17 protein-coding genes are annotated in these 23235 nt (G+C 51.9%); 5 read left to right on the top strand and 12 right to left on the bottom strand.

Annotation, left to right across the window (positions count from 1 at the left end):
• Positions 1-216 precede the first annotated feature (216 nt).
• Positions 217-1533 (bottom strand): hypothetical protein, encoded by a 1317-nt coding sequence (locus IPQ00_12765; GenBank protein MBL0241431.1) that lies wholly within the window; start codon positions 1531-1533, stop codon positions 217-219.
• Between the two features lie 232 nt (positions 1534-1765).
• On the opposite strand from IPQ00_12765, the gene serC reads away from it, so the two are divergent.
• The gene (gene serC / locus IPQ00_12760; protein MBL0241430.1) at positions 1766-2854 is read left to right on the top strand and encodes a 3-phosphoserine/phosphohydroxythreonine transaminase; all 1089 of its coding nucleotides are present in this window, start codon (positions 1766-1768) and stop codon (positions 2852-2854) included.
• Here serC and IPQ00_12755 read toward each other — a convergent pair.
• Positions 2851-4233 (bottom strand): L-seryl-tRNA(Sec) selenium transferase, encoded by a 1383-nt coding sequence (locus IPQ00_12755; GenBank protein ID MBL0241429.1) that lies wholly within the window; start codon positions 4231-4233, stop codon positions 2851-2853. The two genes, serC and IPQ00_12755, sit on opposite strands and share 4 nt — an antisense overlap.
• Before the next feature lie 111 nt (positions 4234-4344).
• Between IPQ00_12755 and IPQ00_12750 the strand changes: the two genes are divergently transcribed.
• Entirely contained in the window at positions 4345-4659 is a 315-nt protein-coding gene (locus IPQ00_12750; protein MBL0241428.1) for a hypothetical protein, read from the top strand.
• A gap of 72 nt (positions 4660-4731) precedes the next feature.
• Here the strand turns inward: IPQ00_12750 and IPQ00_12745 are convergent, their stop codons facing one another.
• Positions 4732-4941: a cold-shock protein gene (locus IPQ00_12745; GenBank protein MBL0241427.1), complete on the bottom strand. Its 210-nt coding sequence runs from the start codon at positions 4939-4941 to the stop codon at positions 4732-4734.
• Positions 4942-5285: 344 nt separating this feature from the next.
• On the opposite strand from IPQ00_12745, the gene IPQ00_12740 reads away from it, so the two are divergent.
• Together IPQ00_12740 and IPQ00_12735 are read left to right on the top strand one after the other, a co-directional pair.
• A complete protein-coding gene (locus IPQ00_12740; GenBank protein MBL0241426.1) occupies positions 5286-6080 on the top strand; it encodes a tryptophan 2,3-dioxygenase in 795 nt (264 codons plus the stop codon).
• A gap of 6 nt (positions 6081-6086) precedes the next feature.
• Positions 6087-7595 carry a 5'-nucleotidase C-terminal domain-containing protein gene (locus IPQ00_12735; protein ID MBL0241425.1) on the top strand — a complete coding sequence of 503 codons (1509 nt, stop codon included), beginning with the start codon at positions 6087-6089 and terminating at the stop codon, positions 7593-7595.
• Positions 7596-7753: 158 nt separating this feature from the next.
• On the opposite strand, the gene hemW is transcribed toward IPQ00_12735, so the two are convergent.
• The 7 genes from hemW to IPQ00_12700 all read right to left on the bottom strand — a co-directional run bounded on the left by hemW (position 7754) and on the right by IPQ00_12700 (position 17967).
• Entirely contained in the window at positions 7754-8875 is a 1122-nt protein-coding gene (hemW, locus tag IPQ00_12730) for a radical SAM family heme chaperone HemW (protein ID MBL0241424.1), read from the bottom strand.
• Positions 8876-8907: 32 nt separating this feature from the next.
• Positions 8908-11166, bottom strand: a complete 2259-nt coding sequence (purL, locus tag IPQ00_12725; protein MBL0241423.1) for a phosphoribosylformylglycinamidine synthase subunit PurL — start codon at positions 11164-11166, stop codon at positions 8908-8910.
• 131 nt (positions 11167-11297) lie between these two features.
• Positions 11298-11798: a DinB family protein gene (locus IPQ00_12720; GenBank protein MBL0241422.1), complete on the bottom strand. Its 501-nt coding sequence runs from the start codon at positions 11796-11798 to the stop codon at positions 11298-11300.
• Between the two features lie 196 nt (positions 11799-11994).
• Positions 11995-12531, bottom strand: coding sequence for a TlpA family protein disulfide reductase (locus IPQ00_12715; GenBank protein MBL0241421.1), 537 nt, complete (start codon positions 12529-12531; stop codon positions 11995-11997).
• A 5-nt stretch (positions 12532-12536) separates the two neighbouring features.
• Entirely contained in the window at positions 12537-13115 is a 579-nt protein-coding gene (locus IPQ00_12710) for a redoxin domain-containing protein (GenBank protein ID MBL0241420.1), read from the bottom strand.
• Positions 13116-13300: 185 nt separating this feature from the next.
• Positions 13301-16690: a glycosyl hydrolase gene (locus IPQ00_12705; GenBank protein MBL0241419.1), complete on the bottom strand. Its 3390-nt coding sequence runs from the start codon at positions 16688-16690 to the stop codon at positions 13301-13303.
• 29 nt (positions 16691-16719) lie between these two features.
• Complete coding sequence (locus tag IPQ00_12700) at positions 16720-17967, bottom strand: magnesium transporter (protein ID MBL0241418.1); 1248 nt, start codon at positions 17965-17967, stop codon at positions 16720-16722.
• Between the two features lie 222 nt (positions 17968-18189).
• On the opposite strand from IPQ00_12700, the gene IPQ00_12695 reads away from it, so the two are divergent.
• Positions 18190-19047 (top strand): lytic transglycosylase domain-containing protein, encoded by an 858-nt coding sequence (locus IPQ00_12695; GenBank protein MBL0241417.1) that lies wholly within the window; start codon positions 18190-18192, stop codon positions 19045-19047.
• 139 nt (positions 19048-19186) lie between these two features.
• Here the strand turns inward: IPQ00_12695 and IPQ00_12690 are convergent, their stop codons facing one another.
• The gene (locus tag IPQ00_12690; protein MBL0241416.1) at positions 19187-21697 is read right to left on the bottom strand and encodes a VCBS repeat-containing protein; all 2511 of its coding nucleotides are present in this window, start codon (positions 21695-21697) and stop codon (positions 19187-19189) included.
• A 298-nt stretch (positions 21698-21995) separates the two neighbouring features.
• Complete coding sequence (locus IPQ00_12685) at positions 21996-23228, bottom strand: type II secretion system F family protein (protein ID MBL0241415.1); 1233 nt, start codon at positions 23226-23228, stop codon at positions 21996-21998.
• Positions 23229-23235 lie beyond the last annotated feature (7 nt).

Raw genomic sequence — 23235 nt, 5'->3', positions numbered from 1 at the left:
CAGATTGTACATCGTTCTTGGAACTTTTCCGCGATCGTGTGCTTGTACCAATGGTACACCACAGATCCGAGCACGTATCTAGACCGATCTCCAACCTTGCCATCCGCGCAGTTAAAAAGCCTTCAAAAGATCGTGTTTAGGAGCCGAAAATCGTATTACTAAAAAAATCAAGGCCACCTTTTCAGGCGGCCTTAATTGGTTCAGGTTCGACAAACGCTAGTTCTTTTTCTTGGTTGTGACCTTCTGCGGGGTCACGTTTTGTTCTTTCTTGAGCGTATCGATTAGGCTGATCGCGTCTGCCTTGAACTTATGACCGTCCGGAGCAATGCCGGCATACTTCTGCAAAAGGTTGGCGCCTTCTTGCAGTTTGGTCTTATCTCCATTGATGTAACCGAGATTGACGAGACTCAGGCCCGCCCCCGCCAAAGCGTCAATATTATCAGGTGTCGCTTCGAGGATGGCTTTGTAGGCCTCGATCGCCTTGTCAGAATCGCCGGAGACACGATAAAGGTCAGCCACTAACAACCGCCCTTCTGCTTTTTTGGCGACATCGGTCTCAAGAGCCACGTACTCCGGCAACATAACCTGAGCATTTTCGATAACTCCCTCGCCGATCTGCTCAGTGAGGACGATTAATCTGATCGTTTCTTTGGATTCACGAATGGCTTCATCACGGGTGCGATTAGAATTGTTCTGATCAGGCACATCGGCAGGATTAGCATTCTTGATCATCGTAAACGCTTTCTTGAAAACTCCCAGTGCATCGGCCAGATCTGACTTGACCTTTCCGTAAGCTTCGAGTTTCGCCGTAATGTCAGAGTTCTTAACATTCTTGTTGTAATTGTCTACGCCTCGATTGCGTAGTGCCGATCCGCGGTTGAGCAACATTACCGGAGCGGTTCCGACAAAGTCAGGGTCGATTTCATAGCCTTCGGTATATTTGGCGATAGCCGTGTCGTAGTCCTTCGCCTCAAATGCCGCCGCTCCTTCTTTGACGACACGATTAACTACCTCGTTGGTCTTTTCGGCCTTGGCGTTTTTTGATTCAACCTCTTTACGCTTAGCCTCGTACTCGGCTTGTGCCTTTTTTTGTTCCGGAGTCTGTTCGCTAACCGTCTCGGTTCCAGGGTCCGCAGCGCCTGCGGTGACTGCCTTTCTGACCTCTTCTTCAGTCCAACGTTTGCCGTCGCCCGGCTTTAGAGTAATTAGTAGCTTTTCTTGACCGGCCTTGACGTTTGTCAAAAAACCGGGCGTACAGCCGGCTGCACTTACCGACAGCACATAGATGCTGCCCGGCTGGAATCCCGCAAAACTAAAAAACCCGTTTTTGCCGGTCTTGCTGGAGGGAAAGCCTGCCTTCACATCCGTGCGAAAAACCTCAATCAATGCACCACTGACAGGCGTCCGAGAACCGTCTGCCTTGAGAAGTTCAACCGAGCCGGACGTGATAAAGGTCTGTGCGGCAGTCGAGACCGTTCCTGTGATTATAAGGGCGACGGTTAAAAATAGTAACGAATATGTCTTGCGATTCATTGAATTCCTCCGAGTTAATAAGGGCCGCCTCACGGGCGCGCTCCTTTGATGCCGGACTCAAATTAAGAGTTCGTTGTTATTAAATATTCTAACCCACTTTTAGCCAATAATCGAAGTAAAACAAGATTATGGCGGGTAATTGTGGCCGTGACAAAGTCAGATGTAAATCGGGCGGCCGTATGATATCGTTTACCTTCGGATGTCGATCCTTTTTGGCCGATGTCCCGGAAGTATGACCGAGAAGATCTACAACCTTAGTGCGGGTCCGGCCATGATGCCGCCGCCGGTGCTTGAACGAGCCCAACGTGAGCTACTCTCGGTCGGCGGATGCGGGATGAGCGTGATGGAGATCAGCCATCGTTCGACACGCTTTGAGACGATCCTTAGCAATGCTGAAAGCGGGATGCGTAAATTGCTTGCGGTACCTGAGAATTATCGCATCTTATTCTTGCAGGGCGGGGCCTCAATGCAATTCTCGATGGTGCCGATCAATTTACTGCCGTCAGGCGGATCAGCTGATTATGTAATAACTGGAGCATGGGGCGAAAAGGCTCTGGCTGAAGCTCGAAAAGCCGGTAATATCAACGTAATTTATACGTCGGCTGAAAATGGATATCGCACGATTCCGGATCCGGCCGAACTGGCGTTTACGCAAAATGCAGCATACATCCATTACACCTCGAACGAAACTATAGAGGGCGTGGAATTTAAGTATGAGATCAACGCCGGCGGTACGCCCATCGTCTGCGACGCTTCGTCAAATATTCTATCGAAGCCAATTGATATTGAGAGCTACGCGCTGCTCTACGCCGGAGCGCAAAAGAATATCGGCCCAAGCGGCGTGACGGTCGTAATTATTCGTGACGATATGCTAGACCGTGTGCCGAACGGATTGCCTTCACAATTGGATTATCGAAAGTATGCGGAAAATAATTCGATGCCCAACACTCCCAACACTTGGGGCATCTACCTGATCGGACTCGTTTGCGAATGGCTTAAAAGCGAGGGTGGCATTTCGGAGATCGAGCGGCGAAATCTTGCAAAGGCTACAAATCTATATTCCGCGATCGACGCAAGCGATGGCTTTTATTGCGGCCACGCAGAACGGTCGGTACGATCGCTGATGAATGTTACATTTCGCTTGCTAAACGAAGAACTAGAGGAAAAATTTTGCAGTGAGGCGACCGATGCCGGCTTTGACGGACTTCGCGGACACCGTTCGCTTGGTGGAATAAGGGCGTCAATATATAACGCGTTTCCGCTCGAGGGCGTCGAGGCACTCGTTGGGTTTATGCAGGATTTTGCTCGCCGAAACGGCTAACCGATGTCGGCGATAGCTCTGAGCAGTAATTCCTCATCGCCGACCGTGACCGTACGCAAGTCGATGAGCACCTTATCGTCCTCGATGCGGGTGATGATAGGCGTCGATGATCGCCTAAGTGCTCTCTCAATAGCGTCCGCCGACATCTCAGGGTGGTCGAGAGTAATAAGTGCTGTAACCGGATGAATATCAGGTGCCGAACCGCCTCCGATCACCGAATTACCTCCAATTATTTTAAGCTGAATTTTGCAACCGGTTGACCTGACCGTGTCCACAAATTTCGAAGCTCTCAGCTCAATTTGATCCGAACTCTGACCTATCATTTTCAAGACCGGGATCTCGCTTTCAGCGGTTCCGCGTGCAAATGATTCCAAAGTCGCACCGAGACCCGCATAGATGAGCTTGCCGACACGTAAAACACGATAAAGCGGATGCATTCGGATCGCTTCGATCAGATCGCGGCGACCGGCAATGATCCCTGATTGAGGGCCGCCGAGAAGTTTGTCGCCGCTAAATGCGACGATATGTGCCCCATCAGCCAAGGACTTTGCCGGAACCGGTTCGTCGCCGAGGCCGAGCAACGCTCCGGAACCGATGTCCTCGAATAGTACCAATGCCTTTTTCTCGGCCAGTTCAGCGAGTGACGCGATCGACGGTGACGCAGTAAAGCCGACGATCCGGTAGTTCGACGGATGCACGCGGAGGATCATACGTGTGTTTTCACTACAGGCTTTTTCATAGTCCGTGATCTTTGTTCGATTGGTGGTCCCGACTTCACAAAGAACGGCACCGGAAGCTTTGAGAACATCCGGAACGCGAAAGTCACCTCCGATCTCGACGAGTTCGCCACGTGAAATGATGACCTCGCCGCTCGCCGCAAAGACGGTAAGCACCAAAAAAGCGGCCGCTGCACAATTGTTGACCACGATCGCGGCTTCGGCCCCGGTTACTCTTGTAACGAGTTCCTCGACATATTCTCCACGGTGTCCGCGGCCACCTGCTTCGAGGTCGTACTCGACCGTACAATATCCGGATGCCTCGCTGATCGCGGTTCGGGCCGCTTCTGATAGCGGCGCCCGACCGAGATTGGTGTGGACTATAACACCGGTTGCGTTGATCACCCGCTTTATTCGCGCCAACTGACTGCGATGCCATTGATCGTGGACACGGGAAACGGCCTCGCCGGCTACATCGTCATTTGTGAAGGTTCCTGCGAGGATCTCACGACGGATCGAATCTACCGCTTGCCGGGCAAATTCGGCGATGCGAACCGGACCGGCCTCCAACGCGGTCGAGTGCGTCGAGAGCAAACGCAGCAGCTCATCGATCGACGGCAAACTGCGCAATTGGTGAGGAACAGCTTTTCGTTCGGTTTCCATAGCGGCATTTTAACCCACCTATCGAAGTTTGCGGAATAGAAACGGCCTTAGCAATTTATAATAAACAAGGGCCATTCCTTCCAACCACGGCGCTTACCAAATCTTATGGCGATGATCGGCAATAAATTGTACCGCGGGGCACAGTCAAAAAAAGATGACGCGATCGAGATCGATATGTCGTTAAAGCGGCTTGAAGACGACATTCGCAAGCTCAAGATCGATTTCGATATTTACTTTAACGGAGCCACCAAACGGCCGCCATTCGAGTCGCGGGCTCGTCTCGAATCGCAGATAAAGCGAGTGGCGGACGATCGCAATCTGACATTTGTGCAACGGTATTATTTCAATACCCTTGTCGCGCGATTTACGTCGTATCGCGAATTGTGGCGGCGATCACTTAAGGCAAAGGGCGAGGAACTCGTGTAGATCCACGATCAGAGATGTGAAAAGGCGAGCCAAATTGTGGCTCGCCTTTTTCGTAAATTTGACGAGATGAAACTATATGACAGTCGCCACGTTCTCTGCCTGCGGCCCCTTCGGCCCGTTGGTCACTTCGAACTCGACCTCTTGGCCCTGGATCAAGGTCTTGTAACCATCACCAGATATCGCGCTGTAGTGCACGAAAATATCCTGTTCACCGGGCTGCTCGATGAACCCATATCCTTTGGCGTTATTAAACCATTTGACCTTGCCGATTGCTTTTGACATCACTTCTTAAATCCTCCGAAAAATTAAAAAACAAATTTCAATGCCGCGCTTTGTTTCGAATCGCCGCGAACACAAATTCTACAAAAACTCACTATTTCCGATACCGCGTCGGCATTAAAGCGACCACGACAATATCCAAAAATGGAACCGTCATCTCGGGACAAAGTAATCTTTAACTGCAAGATCCTTGGGAATATTTTGAGCGAGTTTTTAGTTTGACGACGCAAATTTAACGAAATCGCATTGGCGTGTCAAGAGGTTTTCAGCCGTTTTGCAGAAAAACCGCTAAAATTGACATAAATTACGCCATAAACGATGATAAGCGGTAGACTTTTAACCCTTATATGTCATCTGAATACGGAATCAACCCACCGCTCTCGTACAACAAGTATTTGAAAGTACGCGAACTTCTCGAACTTCAGGAAACGCTGTCTGAACCGACGAGTCACGACGAACTTTTGTTTATTGTCATCCATCAAACCTATGAACTGTGGTTCAAGCAGGTTCTTCACGAGGTGGACGCAACGGTCAAATGGCTCGGTGAGGGCCGAACCTTTCGGGTTAATCACAGCCTGCGGGCAGTGACGGCCATTGAGAAAGTTATGGTAGGGCAGATCCACGTGCTTGAATCGATGGCTCAGATCGGATTCCTTGAGTTTCGCGACAAACTCAACCCGGCGAGCGGATTCCAGTCGATGCAGTTTCGCGAACTCGAGTTTGCCTCAGGCCAAAAGGACGAGAGCATTCTAAACAGCTTTAAGTCAGACGAGTATTCGTATGCCCGACTCAAAAAGCGATTTGACGAACCCAGCCTTTTAGACGCATTTTGGTCGTTGCTTGCCCGCTCAGGTTTTGCGGCCGACACACACGAAGAAAAGGTCGCGTCTATCGTTGAAATATTGGCCACTCCGGAGAAGTACCCGGATCTGTTTATGATGCAAGATCTGTTGATCGACCACGACGAAAATATATCGCTCTGGCGATATCATCACGTAATGATGGTGGAACGGATGCTCGGTATGAAGCGCGGAACCGGAGGTTCGGAGGGCGTGGGCTATTTGACTTCAACGCTTACCAAGAGATTCTTCCCTGAAATATGGGAGGCCAGGACTCAACTTAAGATCAAAGATCACGATTAGACCGATATGCTGAGATTTATAGTTTCAATTGTATTTGTTTCGGCGTTTACGCTCACGATATGCGGGCAGAACGTGCGGATCACGATCCTCCACGTAAACGATGTCTACCAGTTTGCTCCGGTCGACGGTGGTAAGCGAGGTGGACTGGCCCGGCTTCTGACGCTTAAAAAGGCTGCACTTGCCGAAAATCCGAACACGATATTCACGCTCGGAGGTGATACGGTTTCGCCATCGGTCGAGACCCTGACCTATAAAGGCGCTCAGATGATCGATGCTTGGAATGCGGTCGGGATCGATTACGCAGTATTTGGTAATCACGAATTTGATATTAAAACGCCGGATCTGCTAACGCGGATGAAGGAATCGAAATTCAAGTGGCTCGGCGCGAATGTGATCGATTCAAAAACCGGGAAGATCTTTGCCGATACGCCGCCATATGTGATCCGTGAGATCGGCGGGATCAAACTCGGTATTATCGGCTTACTGCTGCCTGAAACGAAACAAACGTCGTCAATGGAAGATAGTCTGACAGTCACGGACTATTGCTCGGTAGCGAAGACGCTAGTTCAGGAAATGCGCGAGAAAGGCAAGGTGAATGCCGTTATCGGCCTGACGCATCTTTCAATGGCGCAGGACAAGGAACTGGCAAAATGTGCACCATTTGACCTGATACTTGGCGGCCACGAGCATAGCCTTTTGCAGTCATCATCAAACGGTACGCCGATCTTTAAGATGACGGCTGACGCTCGCGAACTCGGTAAATTCAGCTTGAACTTTAATTCGGCGAAGCAGCTTGAGAGTTTTGACTGGGAGATCATCCCAGTAACGGACAAGATCGCTGACGCGCCCGAATTTGCTCCTGTCTTCGAAAAATACCGTGGCCTGATCGAGCGCCTTGCGGTGTACGTCGGTGCAACCTCCGTGACGCTGGATGCCCTGTCAGTTTCGTGCAGAACCAAGGAAACAAACATCGGGAACTTTATCGCCGATGCGTACCGAAGCTCCGTCGGAGCCGATATCGGATTCGTCAACGGCGGTTCGATCCGGGCGGATCTAACGTACGAACCGGGTGTACTGACCAAACGGGATGTGCTTTCAATGTTGCCGTTCAACAATCCGATCGTAAAGGTCGAGGTCAGCGGTAAGATTATCCGGCAATTGCTCGAGCACGGCGTTGCCCGCAGTGCCGTTGGCGAAGACAGTGAACCGGGACGGTTCCCACAGATCTCTGGTGTCAGATTTGAATACGACGTTAGGAAACCGGCCGGAAGCCGCGTTACATCGGTGATGATCGGTGATCAACCGCTCGATGATGCGAAAACCTATTCCGTAGCAACCTCGGATTTCCTGGTTTCCCGCTCAGGCGATGGTTACACGATGTTCAAGGATGGCAAGGTGGTTGGTGCGGCCGCGACGGCGCCAAAGGATTCGGACGTGTTTGAAGCGGCCATTAAGAATTCGCCGAATTCAACCATCGCTCCAGTACTCGATGGCCGAATAAAGCGGGTTAATTGACCATTGCCTCTCATATCGAAGGCCTCCAACGCCATTGACGACGATCTTTTTGATCTCTTGACGGCCGCTAGTGGTCATCGCGGTCGATCGAGGCAATGTCTCGGCAAAATTTGCATTCACTGAACAGAGAAGGGCTTTATCTAGAACTGTCTGTGATCTCAGACGAATTCAGCAAATACTTCATTCGAGTATAACTTTCCCTTTCGTGTCAATCGTAAATTATCACCATCTAGAGCGATCAGTTCCGCCTCGGTCAGCATTTTGATGGATTGGCCGTGGGTTGTCGTAAGATCGCTGCCAAATCGCTCACGGTAGGCGGACAAAGTTATACCATTTTCCATCCTAAGTCCTAAAAAGACGAACTCCGATGAAATATCGATGTCTTCGCGAAGGATCTCAGCCGAACCCGTATTTGATACTAGTTGCACATACTTTGCAGTGTCACGTTCGTTTGCGTAACGCTGTCGGCCGTCGAACGAATGTGCCGACACGCCGAATCCGTAAACGGGATCTAGCATCCAGTATTTGGAATTGTGTCGTGATGCATATCCCGGCCGAGAAAAATTAGAGATCTCGTATTGCTCATATCCTTCGCCTAAAAGGCGGTCGAGCATACACTCGTACATCTCGGCGGCGAGATCCGGGTCGGGGTCGGGCCGACGCTCATCACGTATCTGTCTAGCTAATGGTGTGCCCTGATGTATCTCTAGGAGATAAAGAGAGATGTGCTCCGGCGATAGCCTAATCGCTTCGTTCAGATTCGCATTCCAGTCTGCTAATGACTGTCCGGGCAAGCCCGCGATCAGGTCAAAGCTGACGTTATCAAAACCTGCGTCACGCAGCATCGTGAGTGTCCGGCGAGCGTCATTGGCATCGTGTCCGCGAGCAAGGAGTTTGAGGTCACGGTCATTGAATGTTTGGACGCCAAAACTCGCTCGATTTACTCCCAGCGAACGAAAAGCCGACAGTGTCGTGGGCGTAACGGTCGCCGGATTCATCTCCATCGTGACCTCAGCTCCGGGCTCTACGTTTAATTTTTCATACACGGAGCGGATGACTTGTTCCAATTGATGTGGAGATAGGAGAGACGGCGTACCGCCGCCGAGATATATGGTGTCGACGTCCAGGCTACGGCTAATGGATGCGGTCTTGATCTCCTTGCAAAGAGCGTCAACATATCGATCGACGGCATCGTTATTGAGCCAAACGTCGGTTGCAAAATCACAATAGGAGCATCGTGATCTACAGAACGGGATATGTATATAGACGCCGGCGCTCATCGGGTAAATCTCACTTGACGCAGTACGTGTGACTAGGCTTCGAGGTGTCCGCGTAGCGATCCGTTCCAGGCGGATTCAAGATCGGCGACCGGTGCCGATACTGCGTCTTTCGACTCGATCGTGATCGACAACGTGTTGCCGCCGGCCTTGCCAATTACCTCGAATGGGCAGGTGCCGGCAATGGCCTCGACTCGATATAGATCTTCCGGGGCAAAGCTGACGACAATACGCGACGGAGATTCGCCAAACAAAAGTGATTCGTCTGAGAGGCCGTTGGCTTCCAAGTTGATATTTGCCCCGACCGCGTCACGTCCGAGTGATGAGAAACAACATTCGGCGATCGCTACGGCCAGGCCGCCATCTGCACAGTCGTGAGCCGAACGCACGATCATCTCATCCGCGAGTTTCAATACAGTACTCTGAACTTTACGCTCAAGTTTGAGGTCGATCTGCGGAACCGAACCGATCGCGATCAAATCGGCAGTCGTCATTCCAAGTATCGTCTGTGCGTATTCGCTTGCGTCCAGATCGTCACTCGCCGTACCGATGACGGCGATTATATCGCCCTCAGACTTGAAGCCGTGTGTGATCAGATTTCGGGTGTCATCTATGATCCCGACCATTCCGATCGTCGGCGTGGGCAAGATACCGCTGCCGTCGGTCTCATTGTAAAACGAGACGTTGCCCGAAACGACCGGGGAATCAAATGCGTTACATGCCTCCGTGATGCCATCGATGACCTCAGAGAAACTCCACATTACTTCGGGACGTTCAGGCGAAGCAAAATTCAAACAATTGGTGACCGCGATTGGCGTGGCTCCAACGCAAACAACGTTTCGCGCCGCTTCCGCAACTGATAGTTTCGCTCCCATACGCGGATCGATGGCCGTAAATTTACCGTTGCCGTCCAGACACATTGCGATAGCCCGACGAGTTTCTTTGACTCGAATTACGGCCGCGTCTGCTCCCGGTAAGATCGCCGTATTGGTCCGCACCATCGAATCATACTGCTCGTACACCCAACGCTTTGAGCAAATATTGTCGGAGCTGAGAAGAGCCTTCAACGCTTCGGTCAGATCGGTCGTGATAGGCTCACGAATGATCTTCGCCGCTTCGACCTCTGAGTCCGGGCGGATCGGAGGCGTCATCGGGCGCTGATACTTAGGTGCCTCATCGGTCAGGCCCAGAACTGGCAGATCAGCCTTGAGTTCGCCGTGATGATAGATCTTTAGACGGTCGCCTTCGACCACTTTGCCGATGACGACTGCATCGAGATCCCATTTATTGAATATCTCGACGACTTCTTTCTCGCGGCCCTCGCGAGCGACGATCAGCATACGTTCCTGAGATTCGGATAGCAGCATCTCGTAAGCGGTCATTCCGGTCTCACGCTGTGGGACAAGTGTCAGATCGAGTTCAATGCCGGTTCCGGCCCGGGCGGCCATTTCGACTGACGAAGATGTAAGCCCGGCGGCGCCCATATCCTGAATGCCCTTAATGGCGCCGGAGCGCATCGCTTCGAGGCAGGCTTCGAGCAGAAGCTTTTCGAGAAATGGATCACCAACCTGGACCGTCGGGCGCTTTTCGAGTGCCTCGTCGTCAAACTCCGCAGACGCCATCGTCGCACCGTGAATACCGTCACGGCCGGTCTTGGCTCCGGCATACAGCACCGGATTGCCGATCCCGTCGGCTTTGCCAAAAAAGATCTGATCCTTTCGAACGATGCCTAGAGCGAATGCGTTGACCAGCGGATTGAGACTGTAGGACTCGTCAAAAACTACCTCGCCACCGACCGTCGGAACGCCGAAACAGTTGCCATAATGACTGATACCCTCGACACAGCCTTTAAGGATCGAGCGATTGCGGGCGCCGTGTTTCGGATCATTAAGTGGGCCAAATCGAAGCGAATTCATCGCCGCGATCGGCCGGGCACCCATCGTGAATACGTCACGCAATATACCACCAACGCCGGTTGCGGCACCCTGAAACGGCTCGATAAAACTCGGGTGATTGTGGGATTCGACCTTAAACGCAACGCACCAGTCATCACCAATATCAACCACTCCGGCATTTTCGCCGGGCGGCACGATCACACGCGGTCCGGTGACCGGCAGGCGCTTTAAGTGAACGCGCGAGGATTTATAGGAGCAATGCTCGGACCACATCACACTGAAGACACCGAGTTCGGTGATATTAGGCTCACGGCCCATTAGTTCAATGATCTTCTGGTATTCGGTCGGTGTGAGGCCGTGTTGTGCGACTTCGTCTGCTGTGATCTGAGTTTCGTTCATCTTATGTTTACTTCGCCAATGGAAAACGAAACTGACATTTTAGAACTTTTGGGGTTTGATGTCGATTTCGATACAAAAAGAAAGGCTGCGCCCTGATGGCGCAGCCTCAGTTTTCGATCGATCGGTAAGCCCTAAGGCATCGCGGGAGCACCAAATGCGGCCCACTCTTCTCTCGAAGGGCCATAGATGCCCGGAACGACTAAACCGGCCTGCCGCATTAGAACGGTCATCTGGCCGCGGTGATGGCCCTGGTGGGCAATAAGATAAAAGAGTGTCATCCCGCGCGACCAGGTTTCGCCGTACATCTCATCTTCGAGAAGAAGTGTCTCGTCTGTCCAGTTGTCTGCAACCTCGCGCGTGACGGAGTGTGCCGCGGTTTCGAACGCGGCCACGATTTCCGCGGCAGTTGTCGGGCAATCATCCGAAAACTCTGGGGCATCCACTACGAGGCCGACCAACCCCGGCATTTCGCCAAGTGTCTGCGTCATATGCCAGGCCAGAAAGCCAAGAGTTCGCCCGTCGTCGCTGACCTTGTGAGTCAGTGACTCGTCCGTCAGTGCGTTAAGTACCTTGATGGTGGCCTCAGTCTCGTAGTCCCACGCCTTTACGAAATCATCAATTTTTCTGAACATAATTTATTTGCTTTACTTAATTGAATCCGATATTGCTATTCGCCTTTTTACCAAGTGGTCAGAATGGAATCTCTTGGGACGAATGGGATAACCCGCGTTTTATAGCTAAGTCACAGTCTGGTTTCCCGCTGTTTTCGTATGAACAGATCGCCTCATCACGCTTGCCAGACTTGATCTCAAACTAGTCAAAATGCATCTACCGGTCATCGCCGACCGGCTTTGGAGCAAGCACCTTGTCGATCTCGGCGACAAGATTGGCGTGACGGATCTTGCCGTTCCGCTGATACGCGGTCTTGCCACTCGCGTCAAAAAGTATCGTCATTGGTAGGTTGCCGGCCCAGTCGCTGGAAACCATTTTGATCGCGGCAGTCTCATCGTCGGTTTTGAGTAAGTAGGCGGGCATCGTCGCCTTGACCTCAGCGAGAAACTTAGGCACAAAGGTGTCGATGTCGGCAAGGTCATCGAGTGAAATTGTAATGAAATCGATCTTACCGCGATAATCAGCGTCTATCTTGACGAGATCCGGAAACTCATCACGGCACGGGTCACACCAGGTCGCCCAAAAATTTATTAGCAAAGGTTTGCCGCTGGGTTTGATCAATTTTTCCAGTTCGGCCCGATCGATCTTTTTAACCTTGGTCGTCACTGTTTGTGCGGCGTGTACGGACGCAAGAGCACAAAGTGCAATGGTCAACATCGCCGTCTTCATCAAAAATTGAGAAAAAAGAGCCATATAAATTATTCAGAAACGCGCTTAATGCTGCAGCCAAACGCATTGGCCGTCGTCCGTACTACCATTTTGCCGGCAAGCGTCTGATCAAAGGCGGACCGCAGATATTGTTCGCTAACGGCCTTTCCGGAACGGTCGTTGTCTATCGCTCCGTGATATAGAAGTATGCTATTTGCATCAACAAAATATATCTCGGGCGTCACGGTCGCGCCCCACAGATCAGCGAATTTGTTACCCTTGTCGATAAGAACAGGAAATTTGTAACCGACCTCTGCCACGTCTGACTTGACCCATTCTAGCGATTCCGTGGAATTTGAATTGATCCCGATAAAGTTGATGCCCTTTGATCGATAGTCGGCGACGATCTCATTGATCCTCGCGTTATAGCTCTTTACGACAGGGCATTGAGCAGACAGAAAAACAATGACTGCACCATTTTTACCCTGCAGTTCATTGAGCGTCCGAACCTTACCGTCAATGCCAGGCATCGAGAAATTTACCATCTTAGCCCCGATCGATAGTCCCTGGGCGTTTGAGACGATAGCGAGCGCGAGCAATACCAAAACCAAAAATACTGCGTGTTTCATAAATTGAGCATTTCCACTTGAATAAAGTCTTTGTCTTACGAGTTTATCAATCGGAGCGTATGATACACAAGTATTTCGCAGACCAATTCACAAGCCGACCGACACGACAGCGCGGCATATATAGATAGCTACAGGTAAACCGCCTCATAAGATCCAACAACGCAATTTGGCGCAGCTATCGCGCCCTACTGAGGTAAACGCCCGGGCGTCAGCGGGGCACCGACTGCCTCAAGTTCCTTCTCAAATCGAGGCAGAGATGTTTCGATCAGCTCACGCAGGCGAGCTAATATCGGTGCGAATTCGGCATTCGAAAGTTCGTACTGCTCCAATTGTGTAGCTGTCGGTCGGAGCGTTGAAAGTCGAATCGAACCGGCGACGTTTCCGATACGAGAGCTGATCGACGGCGGAGGGATATCGGAATCTTCTCGTCCGCCGCGTAATTCATTAATGAGCAGATCAATTTCCTTGCTGAACGCATTTGCCTGCTCGACTAGTTTTCGATTGTCGGTCGGAGCGTCTAAGGCTGCTCTTCGGAGCAGTGCTATCCTTGTTTTCGCGGAACTTGCGGCATCAGCAGCACCGCTTACCGCACGCTGTAGCTTAACAACTTTGCGTTGAAATTCAGCCAAGAGTACTCGCTCCGCATCCGTGATCTTTTCTTTACCCTCGACCGTCACGTTGAAGGATTGACTGCCGGGTAACGAGGTTACGACCCCATTTACTCGCATCGCCATCGAAACAGTGAACCTTCCCGGCATCACGAGTGGGCCCTGCGGCCCTGGAGTGAACCCCTCGGGCAGCGTTACTCCCGCCGGTAGTTGCGGCGGTGCCGCGGAGATCGACGGTGCTGTGTATCGCATATCCCAGACGGCTCTCTGCACGCCTTGCGATGCCGGCGACGTGATACGGCGGACTATCTCACCCTCGGCGTTGGTGATCGTAAATATCATCGTCGGCGATTCTTCTTCGGCTTCGGCACGCAACTCAGCGATCGATGGGTATTTGATCGGCTCTTTTTTCTTCTCGGCGTTACGCTCAGCTTCTTGCCGCTTTTGTTTGAATGTTTTCGGAGCGTCCCTTAGGTAATAGACAAATGTGGCTCCGTATGCCGGATTGGGAGCGGTGTAATATGACGCACCCAGCGAACTTGATAGCGAGGCACTCGACCTGACGAACATCAGAGCGTCCTTTACCGGAAATAATACCGACGCTTGATCTACGGTCTTTCTATCGATCGAACGCAATGCGGAATAATTGTCCAGAATATAGATCCCGCGGCCAAATGTAGCCAACACGAGGTCGTTTTCGGTCCGCTGGATCGCAATATCGCGCACCGCGATCGTTGGCAATCCGCCCTTCATCTGGATCCATTTTGCGCCTCCATCAGTTGTAAAAAATACACCAAATTCGGTTCCGACAAAGAGAAGGTTTGAGTTGATATGATCCTCGGCGATCGAATATACCGATCCGCGCTCCGGCAGATTACCGTTGATCGCTGTCCACGTCTTACCGGCATCGATACTCTTGACAACATAGGGCCTGAAATCACCATTCTGATGATTGTTGTACAAGGCGTAAACCGTTTCGGCAGCGTGCTGCGACGCTAGAACGCGGGCCACATAGCTATTCTCGGGAACGCCGGCGATCTTGTCGACCTTACGCCAGGATTGACCGTCATTTTCGGTGATCCGAATCAGGCCATCGTCCGTCCCGACATAGATCAATCCTTGTTTCTTAGGTGATTCGGAAAGTGCCGAGGCATTGCCGTAAAGCGCGGTGGATTGATTTTTTGCGATCGCGTCCGGCCCCCAGACCTTTCCCATCACGGGAAGTGTGTTGCGGTCGAGGCCGCGTGAAAGATCGCCACTGATCGCCTTCCAATCGTCGCCTCGATTGTCTGACTTATAGAGTTTATGGCCCGCGAAATAAAGCCGAGTGTTCAGATGCGGACTGATCATAATAGGTGAATCCCAGTTGTACCTCTGAGATTCGATATCTTTACCCTCGATCGGCGCGATACCTACGCGTTCGCCGGTTCGCTTGTCAAAGCGCACGAGGCCGCCATTTTGACTTTCGGCGTAGATAATATTCGGGTCGAGAGGGTCTACTCGCGATTGAAAACCGTCGCCGCCATTGGTGGCGATCCAATCCGAATTTACGATACCGGCAGTATTTCGGGTCTTGGCGGGGCCACCGAGCGAATTATTGTCCTGCGTGCCGCCGTATACATTGTAAAAGGGCAGGTCGTTATCTGTTGTGATGTCGTAAAATTGAGCGACCGGCAAATTCGCCTTGAAATTCCAGTTTGAGCCTTTATCAAAGCTCTCGTAAACTCCGCCGTCACATCCGACCAGGATGAAATCAGTATTATTCGGATCAATCCAAATGGCGTGGTTGTCGACGTGCTTCAGTCTCTCACCAAGCGGGCGCTGTGTGCGCCCGGCGTCATCCGAGACCTGCAAAATGACATTTGGTATGTAAATGCGGTCGACATTCTTCGGGTCCGCAACTATCTGTCCATAGTACATCCCTTGAGCAATAGACGAACTGGTTCGATCCCACGTCGCTCCGCGGTCATTTGATCTAAAAACACCGCTGAGATTGCCGCCAGCCTCGACGGTCGCGTAAACCACACTGTTATTTGCCGGCGAAATCGCAAGGCCAATGCGGCCTAGATCGCCCGGCGGGAGGCCGGAACGCTGTTTTGTCCAGGTGTTGCCGCCATCGGTCGACTTATATACTGCACTCTCCGGGCCACCGTTTATCAGGGTGTAAAAATGCCGCCTCCGCTGCCACGACGCTGCGTACATTGTGTCCGGGTTCGATGGATCGATCACCACGTCCGTGACGCCCGTATTCTCGCTGATCGCGATCACCGGTTTCCAACTCTTGCCACCATCGATCGTCTTGTAAAGGCCGCGCTCGCCGCCTGCCGACCAGAGCGGTCCTTGGGCCGCGACAAATACGATATTGCTATCGCGAGGATCGATGGCTATTCGCCCAATGTGTTCCGAAGTTTTTAGGCCAACATTTTTCCAATTCTTGCCGCCATCATCTGAGCGATATACCCCGTCACCGTACGCAACGCTTCGTTGACTATTGCGCTCGCCGGTCCCGACCCAGACGGTAGACGGATTTTTCGGGTCAAGTGTTATAGCACCGATCGAAAATGCACCTTCGTTCTCGAAGACCGGAGACCACGTCGTTCCACTATTAACAGTCTTCCACACACCGCCGGACGCGACGGCCACATAGTATTTCGAGCGGTCGCCCGGATCAACGGCAAAGGCAATTACTCGACCGGAAGTGACGGCCGGACCGATCGGTCGAAATTTCAAACCGGAAAAGACCGACGCGGCCATCGGATCAGGAGTGGGCGTCTGGGTCGCGACCGCTGTCGGCGTTGCTGATGCAACCGGGATCTGCGCCTGTGACGACGACGCGATCAAAGGAACTAGAACAAGTGGTGATAATAGAAAACGCAGATTTAGCACGGTTAGAACTCCTCGTAGATAAGTGAACAGACAGGGTGTCGCACGACTTATGTTTTCGAAAACTAATTTATTTAGTCGCATCCTTAAAAAGTCATAATTTATCGGTCAGCTTAACCAAACAACCGTGGAAGCCGCCGTTGAAAATTCTTAGGCAATAATATCTCCATCGCATCGTCGACCGTGACGATCCCGGCAATATCACCTTCATCATCAACTACAGGTAGTGCCAGCAAATTATATTCGGAAATTATTTGTGCGACATCAGTCGCTGAATCCGAGGGATGCGCAAAACGAAATTCACTCCGCATAACCTCGCGGAGGGTAAATGTCGGCTCGGCCAGTATCAGCGACCTGAGCGATATGAGCCCGGACAATTTCCACGACCCGACCTCCTCGACAACATAGAGGTAGTAGATCATATTGGGCGTTTCGGCCATCTCACGGAGTGAGCGGATCGTCTCGCCGACGGTGAATTTCTTCGGAAATACCACAAACTCAGTGGTCATAAGGCCGCCGGCCGTGTCGTGATCAAAATGCATAAGTTCGGCCACATCCGCCTTTTCATCATCTTCCATCAGGTCGAAGAGTTCTTGGGCCTTTTCATCATCCATTTCATCGAGGACGTCGACAGCGTCATCCGGGGACATCTCTTCGAGAATATCGGCAGCACGTTCCTCGTCCATATCCTCGAGAATTTGCGCTTGAGTCTCAGTCGACATTTCTTCCAGTGTGTCGGCCGCGATCTCATCATCGAGGCTTTCGACAACCTCCGTGCGGTGGATCGGGGAGAGCGTCTCAGCAAGCTGGGCGATCTCGACCGGATGCAGTCGGGAGAGTTTATCTTTCGATGACTTTAGCTGGACCGTCACTGTGGCGGTATCGGTCGCGAGATAGCCAACGTCGGCCCAGTCGATGACTTCGACCGCTCGATCGCTTCCGTAAAACCCCTTTGGCATCAATCGGCGAAGAAACCCCTGCAGGCTGACGTCAGCACCGGACACCCGCCACATCGTACCGGCCTGGATTATCTGCACGTCATTCACTCTCACCACCCGTTTTCCATCGACATCTATGAGTTGGTTGTCGAGCACGTCTTTACGCAGCAGCACCTCGCCGTCACGCCGGACAAACGGATTAAGGTCGAGGATCGACGAACGCATTTTGGCTCCGCCAATTCCAAGTTCAGAAACATCACGCCGCGGCATAAAGAAATTGCGACGTCGATACCTGGCGACAAAACCGATCACCGGAGGATAATCTTCACGTCCGTATTGCACGATCACGTCCTTAATGACCGCGATCTTTTCATTGCGGGCATCGAAGATAGGTCGATTGATGATCTGCGATACGTAAAGCATAAGTAAAAGATAGCCCAGATTTGCCACAGGCTGAAACCGAAATCTACTTGTGAGTACCGAGAAACACAAAAATCGGAGTTACTCGGAAATTTAATTGCAAAACATAGTTAAAACTTACACAAAAATGTGGAAACCAATCGGGCTTAATTCTTTTTAATAAATGGAGAGGCGAAAGACCGTTCAGGTTTGCTCAATCTCTCTACCCCTTACAAACCAACCAAAATGAAAAAGTCTCACCTGATCCTAACCACAATCCTCCTCCTCAGCGTCTCGGCAGTTGCTCAACAGCGTCCCCGCTTTTTCGACAATTTTGATACAGCAAAAGGCGTTGAGGTTTATCGGCCGACACCTCCGGTTATCGTACCGCTTGCTAGACAATCAGCGAAAGGAAAAAAGCTCGTACAGAAGACTGCTCAGGTCGTGGTGACCGGCAAATCAAAGATGAACGCCGGCGACGGCCTCGCACAGCGTGAATCGGTCTACTCGGCAGAGGTAACGCGGCTAATGATGGCGGCGGGTTCAAGTATGAAAGGATTCACTACGGGCGACGCCGTGATCGATGCGTTTATTGTCGATTCGAGCCGGCGATATAACATCGACCCGCTCTTGATCTACGCACAAATGCATCAGGAATCATCGTTTAAGTTAAAGGCTACATCGTATAAAGGCGCAAGCGGCCTAATGCAGCTTATGCCGGCAACGGCACGCCGACTTGGTGTCACAAATATCTACGATCCGAAACAAAACATCGAAGGCGGCGTGAAGTATATGCGAATGTTGCTAAATATGTTCGGCCAAGATGTAAATCTTGCTCTTGCGGGCTACAACGCAGGCGAGGGAGCTGTTATGAAGTATGGCAACTCCATTCCTCCATATACTGAAACGCGTGAATATGTGCGGCGAATTTCAGCACGATACAGCTCGATCACCAATCCCTCGTATGTAAGATCCGCAAAACGCGTAAATAACGAGACTGCTGTAAAGCTTGAAAAGAAAGATGCTCGCCCGCTCGCAGTATATGAGCCAAATGCGATAACCATTCGATTAGCAGATGGTCGTATGAGGTTGGTGAATCAATAGGATTTTAAGATTTGAGGCCGTACCCGTCAGCCCCGCGAGTCGGCCTCAAAAACGCTTCCCACCGAGCTAGTCTCTTCTCCATTAGTCCATCGAGGCGTGCGGCCGGTTCGTAAACCGGCCGCGTTTTTTTGCACCAGGCCTACCGCACGTATGCATTAGGCACCGGTTGGTCGCCGGCTTGGCCAAATTGCTGGATCAGCGTACCGGCAGACGATCGATCTACATACCAGGTCGAGTTGGACGGCCGGAATACCGCCCCATCGATCTTGCCGTCACCGTCGTAGTCGCCGGGAGCGGGAATATCCGAACTGCCGCCGAATGGAAACGCAAAAAAGGTTTGATCTTCGCTACGTAGCACATACCAAGTGCCGTTTGACGGGCGCCAATAGGCAACATCGGCCTTACCGTCGCCCGTGTAATCACCGGGAACAGCTTTATCAGTTGACGCACCGAACTGGGTGACATAGGTGCCGCCCGCACTGCGCAGGATCCACCATTCGGCTCCATTTGCACCGGTTGGTCGATACACTCCGATATCAGTGAGCGAGTCACCATCGTAATCCGCCGGAACCGGTAAATCGGTATCTACACCAAATTGCTGGATCGTCGTACCGCCCGAAGACCTATTGATATACCAGGTTGCGGTCGAAGGTCGAAAGACCGCTGCGTCCGCCTTGCTGTCGCCGTCATAATCGCCGGGAACCGGTATGTCTGTCCCAACGCCGAAGGGAAACGCAAAAAACGAGAAATCTTCGCTTCTAAGGATAAACCAATAACCCGTCGATGGCCGGAAGAATGCGAGGTCAGCCTTACCATCGCCGGTATAGTCAAACGGGACGATCTTATCGGTCGATGCTCCAAACTGCGCCGCACCGGTGCTCTGATCGCCGCTTCGTTGATACCACCATTCACCCGGGCCTGGCCGAAAGATCGAAAGATCGGTCTTGCTGTCTCCATCAAAATCAGCTATCGGGTTTCGGGTTGCCCTGCACCCCGGAAACACAAATGTGCCGACCCTCGTCGCGTAGCCCGTTGACGAGGTCGCCGCGTAATACTCATTTGTGTACCAAAACGTGCAGTCATCTTTAGGGTCGACATTCATCGACGTGTAGTCACCCCAACGATTTCCCGAACTCGTTTGAGAACCGCCACCGTTAACGATTACGCCCTCTCCCTGCGGCATCATTCCAAGCGGATCCGTTACAAGACGCCCGGTATAGCGAATGCCGGGGTAGACCTCGCCTTGTCCGACAATATTACCGTTCGAAACGCTGTACCCCATTCCCATATTGCCCTTGCGATCCATCGCAATGCTCCCCATCCATCGATGGATCCCATCCGTCGTGCCCGGGCCAAACGTGCCTTCTTGAAAGATAATGGGGTTTTCATTCGGACTTCGTATTTCCCACCAACGCAATCCGGACATACCGGTACTTGCTTCAACGGATTGCAATGTTACCAGCGATTCGTGGGTGCCGAAATTACGGTACGCCAAACGAAATGTAGGCCGTTGACGGTACGAGAGAATGTCCAACCGGACCGTGGTGTCCGGTTGAGGGATACAGGTTCGCGAGGTCGGCGAACACGGAAAGATCGTGTCAAATGGCGCCGAATTCAAAATGATCGGCCCAGTCAACACGGATTTTACGGGGCTTGCCCAGTTAACATCAAATTTATAAAGCAAGAGAGCGTCCGATGCTGCACCGGCACCATCGTCAGAACTGCCGACAAAATACGCCGGGCTGCCGGCCGGCGGCAATGCAAAGCCGTCCATATCGACCGGCAAAAGTCCGTTCGGGCCCGAGGCGCCCTGATTCACCGTGCTTCGTGCGAATCTGGCAAGCGGATTTCCCGCGATCATCTCAGATCGCTCGAGAGCCATAACGCCGAGTAAACCGCTCTCACGCGTGTTGAGCAAATAGGCGTTAGGCCACACGCCGTACTTGGGATAGTCGGGAAAGGTCGGTGTTTCAAATGCGTAACGATAGTACGTACCAAGCGGGTCAGCGGTGGTCGAGATCGCCACACAATTGAAGAACGGCCCGTTAGAATCAGAAAACTGACTGATCAGCCAACGGTCAGCGAGTTGGTCGTACAAGACGACGGGATCGCCCGCATTTTCGGTCTGGCAAGGGCCGCCAAATCCCGCAAATAGCGTATTGATATTCGAAGGTCCAAACATAGATACGCCCGCTCGGTTAAATATCTGAAAACGGGCGTTAACCGTCTGAATATAGTGATTGGGGCCTATATCACCGTTAGGATCCGGCGGCGTACTGCCATTACCGCCCATACCGGCAAAGTTCGCGAGGGGCGGCGGGATGAGTTCGGGTGAACTAAATACACCCACTCCAAGTGCCGACTGCAAAGCCCGATCAGGAGTGTGTCGAGTGTCGTTGACCGGGCCATCGGCACCTTTATCGTCATCAGCCTTTTTGACCTTGGTCGAAACATCCGGTTTGATCGACCTTAGCGGCGGTGAGACATCAAATTTCGCGGCGGTATTGATCGTGATACCCTCATTTACCGCCCCATCCTGCGCAGCAATATCCGGTGGGCTTGCCAGCAGAAATAACCCAAACGCGGTGAGCAAAACCCACAACACCAAATCACTCCCGCTCTGCCCCAGGCGGCCGAAACATTTATACATCAAATCGAACTCTCCGTAACCAAGTTATTTTGGTCACGATAACACGGATCAGTTCAAAATCGTAGGCTTGTGCAACAGTTTCGACACTACATAGTTGGTCGGTAAGACAAAATAAGCCGTCCGATAGTCTTGCTATCGGGCGGCATTGAATGGACTATGAAAGGCAACTTATAGTTGCGGAAATTCAAACGCTGTTCCTATATTTTTGGCAGGAAGTCTATTGACGCGCCATCCTTTTGAATTTAAGGATGAGCCTGCTGCGACCAATTGACTTATTCGACCCTGTGGATCGATGCCGTTATTTTGCGCCTCCGGCAAGTTTGCCAATAAGCGAAAACAGCGGTAAGTACATCGAGATAACGATTCCGCCGATGGTCACGCCAAGAAATGCGATCAGGACGGGTTCCATCAAGCCGAGTAGATCGGCGATAGCGGTATCGACCTCTTCTTCATAAAAGTCGGCGATCTTACCTAGCATCGCGTCGAGGGCACCGGTCTGTTCACCAACACCGATCATCTGCCCGACCATATGAGGGAATACATTAGTTGCCTTAAGTGGATCGACAAAGTTCTCTCCGCGCTCGACACCGGCCCGAACCTTAAGGATAGCGTCCTCGATAATGACGTTGCCGGCGGTTTTAGCCGTAATGTCGAGTGATTGCAGGATCGGCACACCTGACGAAAGCAGTGTTGAAAGGATACGGGAAAAGCGAGCAACCCCGACCTTGCGAAGGATGCTACCGAAGATAGGTGTTTTGAGCAATAAAGCATCGATCTGCCAGCGTCCCTTTGGCGTCTTGTAATAGGTGCTGATCCCGATTCCCGATGCGATCAAAACGACCAGCGTTGTCAGTCCGCCCCATCCGGCGATGAATCCTGAGATCGACATAACGATCCTGGTCGGTAACGGAAGTGCTTCGCCGGGCCCCAAGAGGCCGAGGAAGATCTGCTCGAACTGCGGAATGACGACGATCATAATGATCGCGATGGCTCCGATTGCGACCGTTATGACGGCGGCGGGGTAAATTGACGCTGAAACGATACTGCGTTTAAGTTTGACCACCTTTTCGATCAGTGTTGCCAGACGCTGCAGGATCAGATCCAGCACACCACCGGTTTCACCGGCCTCGACCATATGGGTGAACAGGCTATCAAAGACTTTCGGATGCTTTTGCAAAGCGGCAAAGAGTGTCGAACCTTCTTCGACGCTCTGTCTCACCTGCCGAAGCACATCCTTGAAAAATGCGTTGAGCTGCTGTTCGGCCAAAATGTCCAAACACTGCACAAGCGGCAATCCGGCGTCGATCATTACTGAGAACTGTCGGGTGAATACCGCGAGTTCCTTAGCCTTGACCTTTTTCCTTGTGCCGAGCTTGGGGATCGATATTTCGCGCCCCTTTTCTGAGGCTTGCGTCATCACGATCTGCTCACGTCGCAATAGCGCCCGCAGTTCATCCTGTGTAGCGGCCTCGCGTTCGCCGGTGACTAGTTCGTTGAGGCGATTTCTGCCCTTAAATGCAAATGTTGGCATGGCTTTA

This window comes from Chloracidobacterium sp. (assembly GCA_016720705.1).
In the GTDB taxonomy this organism is placed as follows: domain Bacteria; phylum Acidobacteriota; class Blastocatellia; order Pyrinomonadales; family Pyrinomonadaceae; genus OLB17.
This window is presented reverse-complemented; position numbering and strand designations above follow the sequence as displayed.

What these genes read in the sequence shown, in the direction of transcription:
- IPQ00_12750 (MBL0241428.1), top strand. Translation starts at nt 4,345, where the DNA reads ATGATCGGCAATAAATTGTACCGCGGGGCACAGTCAAAAAAAGATGAC.
- IPQ00_12705 (MBL0241419.1), bottom strand. Translation starts at nt 16,690, where the DNA reads ATGCGACTAAATAAATTAGTTTTCGAAAACATAAGTCGTGCGACACCC.
- IPQ00_12700 (MBL0241418.1), bottom strand. Translation starts at nt 17,967, where the DNA reads ATGCTTTACGTATCGCAGATCATCAATCGACCTATCTTCGATGCCCGC.
- IPQ00_12765 (MBL0241431.1), bottom strand. Translation starts at nt 1,533, where the DNA reads ATGAATCGCAAGACATATTCGTTACTATTTTTAACCGTCGCCCTTATA.
- IPQ00_12685 (MBL0241415.1), bottom strand. Translation starts at nt 23,228, where the DNA reads ATGCCAACATTTGCATTTAAGGGCAGAAATCGCCTCAACGAACTAGTC.
- IPQ00_12735 (MBL0241425.1), top strand. Translation starts at nt 6,087, where the DNA reads ATGCTGAGATTTATAGTTTCAATTGTATTTGTTTCGGCGTTTACGCTC.
- IPQ00_12710 (MBL0241420.1), bottom strand. Translation starts at nt 13,115, where the DNA reads ATGAAACACGCAGTATTTTTGGTTTTGGTATTGCTCGCGCTCGCTATC.
- serC (MBL0241430.1), top strand. Translation starts at nt 1,766, where the DNA reads ATGACCGAGAAGATCTACAACCTTAGTGCGGGTCCGGCCATGATGCCG.
- IPQ00_12745 (MBL0241427.1), bottom strand. Translation starts at nt 4,941, where the DNA reads ATGTCAAAAGCAATCGGCAAGGTCAAATGGTTTAATAACGCCAAAGGA.
- IPQ00_12690 (MBL0241416.1), bottom strand. Translation starts at nt 21,697, where the DNA reads ATGTATAAATGTTTCGGCCGCCTGGGGCAGAGCGGGAGTGATTTGGTG.
- hemW (MBL0241424.1), bottom strand. Translation starts at nt 8,875, where the DNA reads ATGAGCGCCGGCGTCTATATACATATCCCGTTCTGTAGATCACGATGC.
- IPQ00_12715 (MBL0241421.1), bottom strand. Translation starts at nt 12,531, where the DNA reads ATGGCTCTTTTTTCTCAATTTTTGATGAAGACGGCGATGTTGACCATT.
- IPQ00_12740 (MBL0241426.1), top strand. Translation starts at nt 5,286, where the DNA reads ATGTCATCTGAATACGGAATCAACCCACCGCTCTCGTACAACAAGTAT.
- IPQ00_12755 (MBL0241429.1), bottom strand. Translation starts at nt 4,233, where the DNA reads ATGGAAACCGAACGAAAAGCTGTTCCTCACCAATTGCGCAGTTTGCCG.
- purL (MBL0241423.1), bottom strand. Translation starts at nt 11,166, where the DNA reads ATGAACGAAACTCAGATCACAGCAGACGAAGTCGCACAACACGGCCTC.
- IPQ00_12695 (MBL0241417.1), top strand. Translation starts at nt 18,190, where the DNA reads ATGAAAAAGTCTCACCTGATCCTAACCACAATCCTCCTCCTCAGCGTC.
- IPQ00_12720 (MBL0241422.1), bottom strand. Translation starts at nt 11,798, where the DNA reads ATGTTCAGAAAAATTGATGATTTCGTAAAGGCGTGGGACTACGAGACT.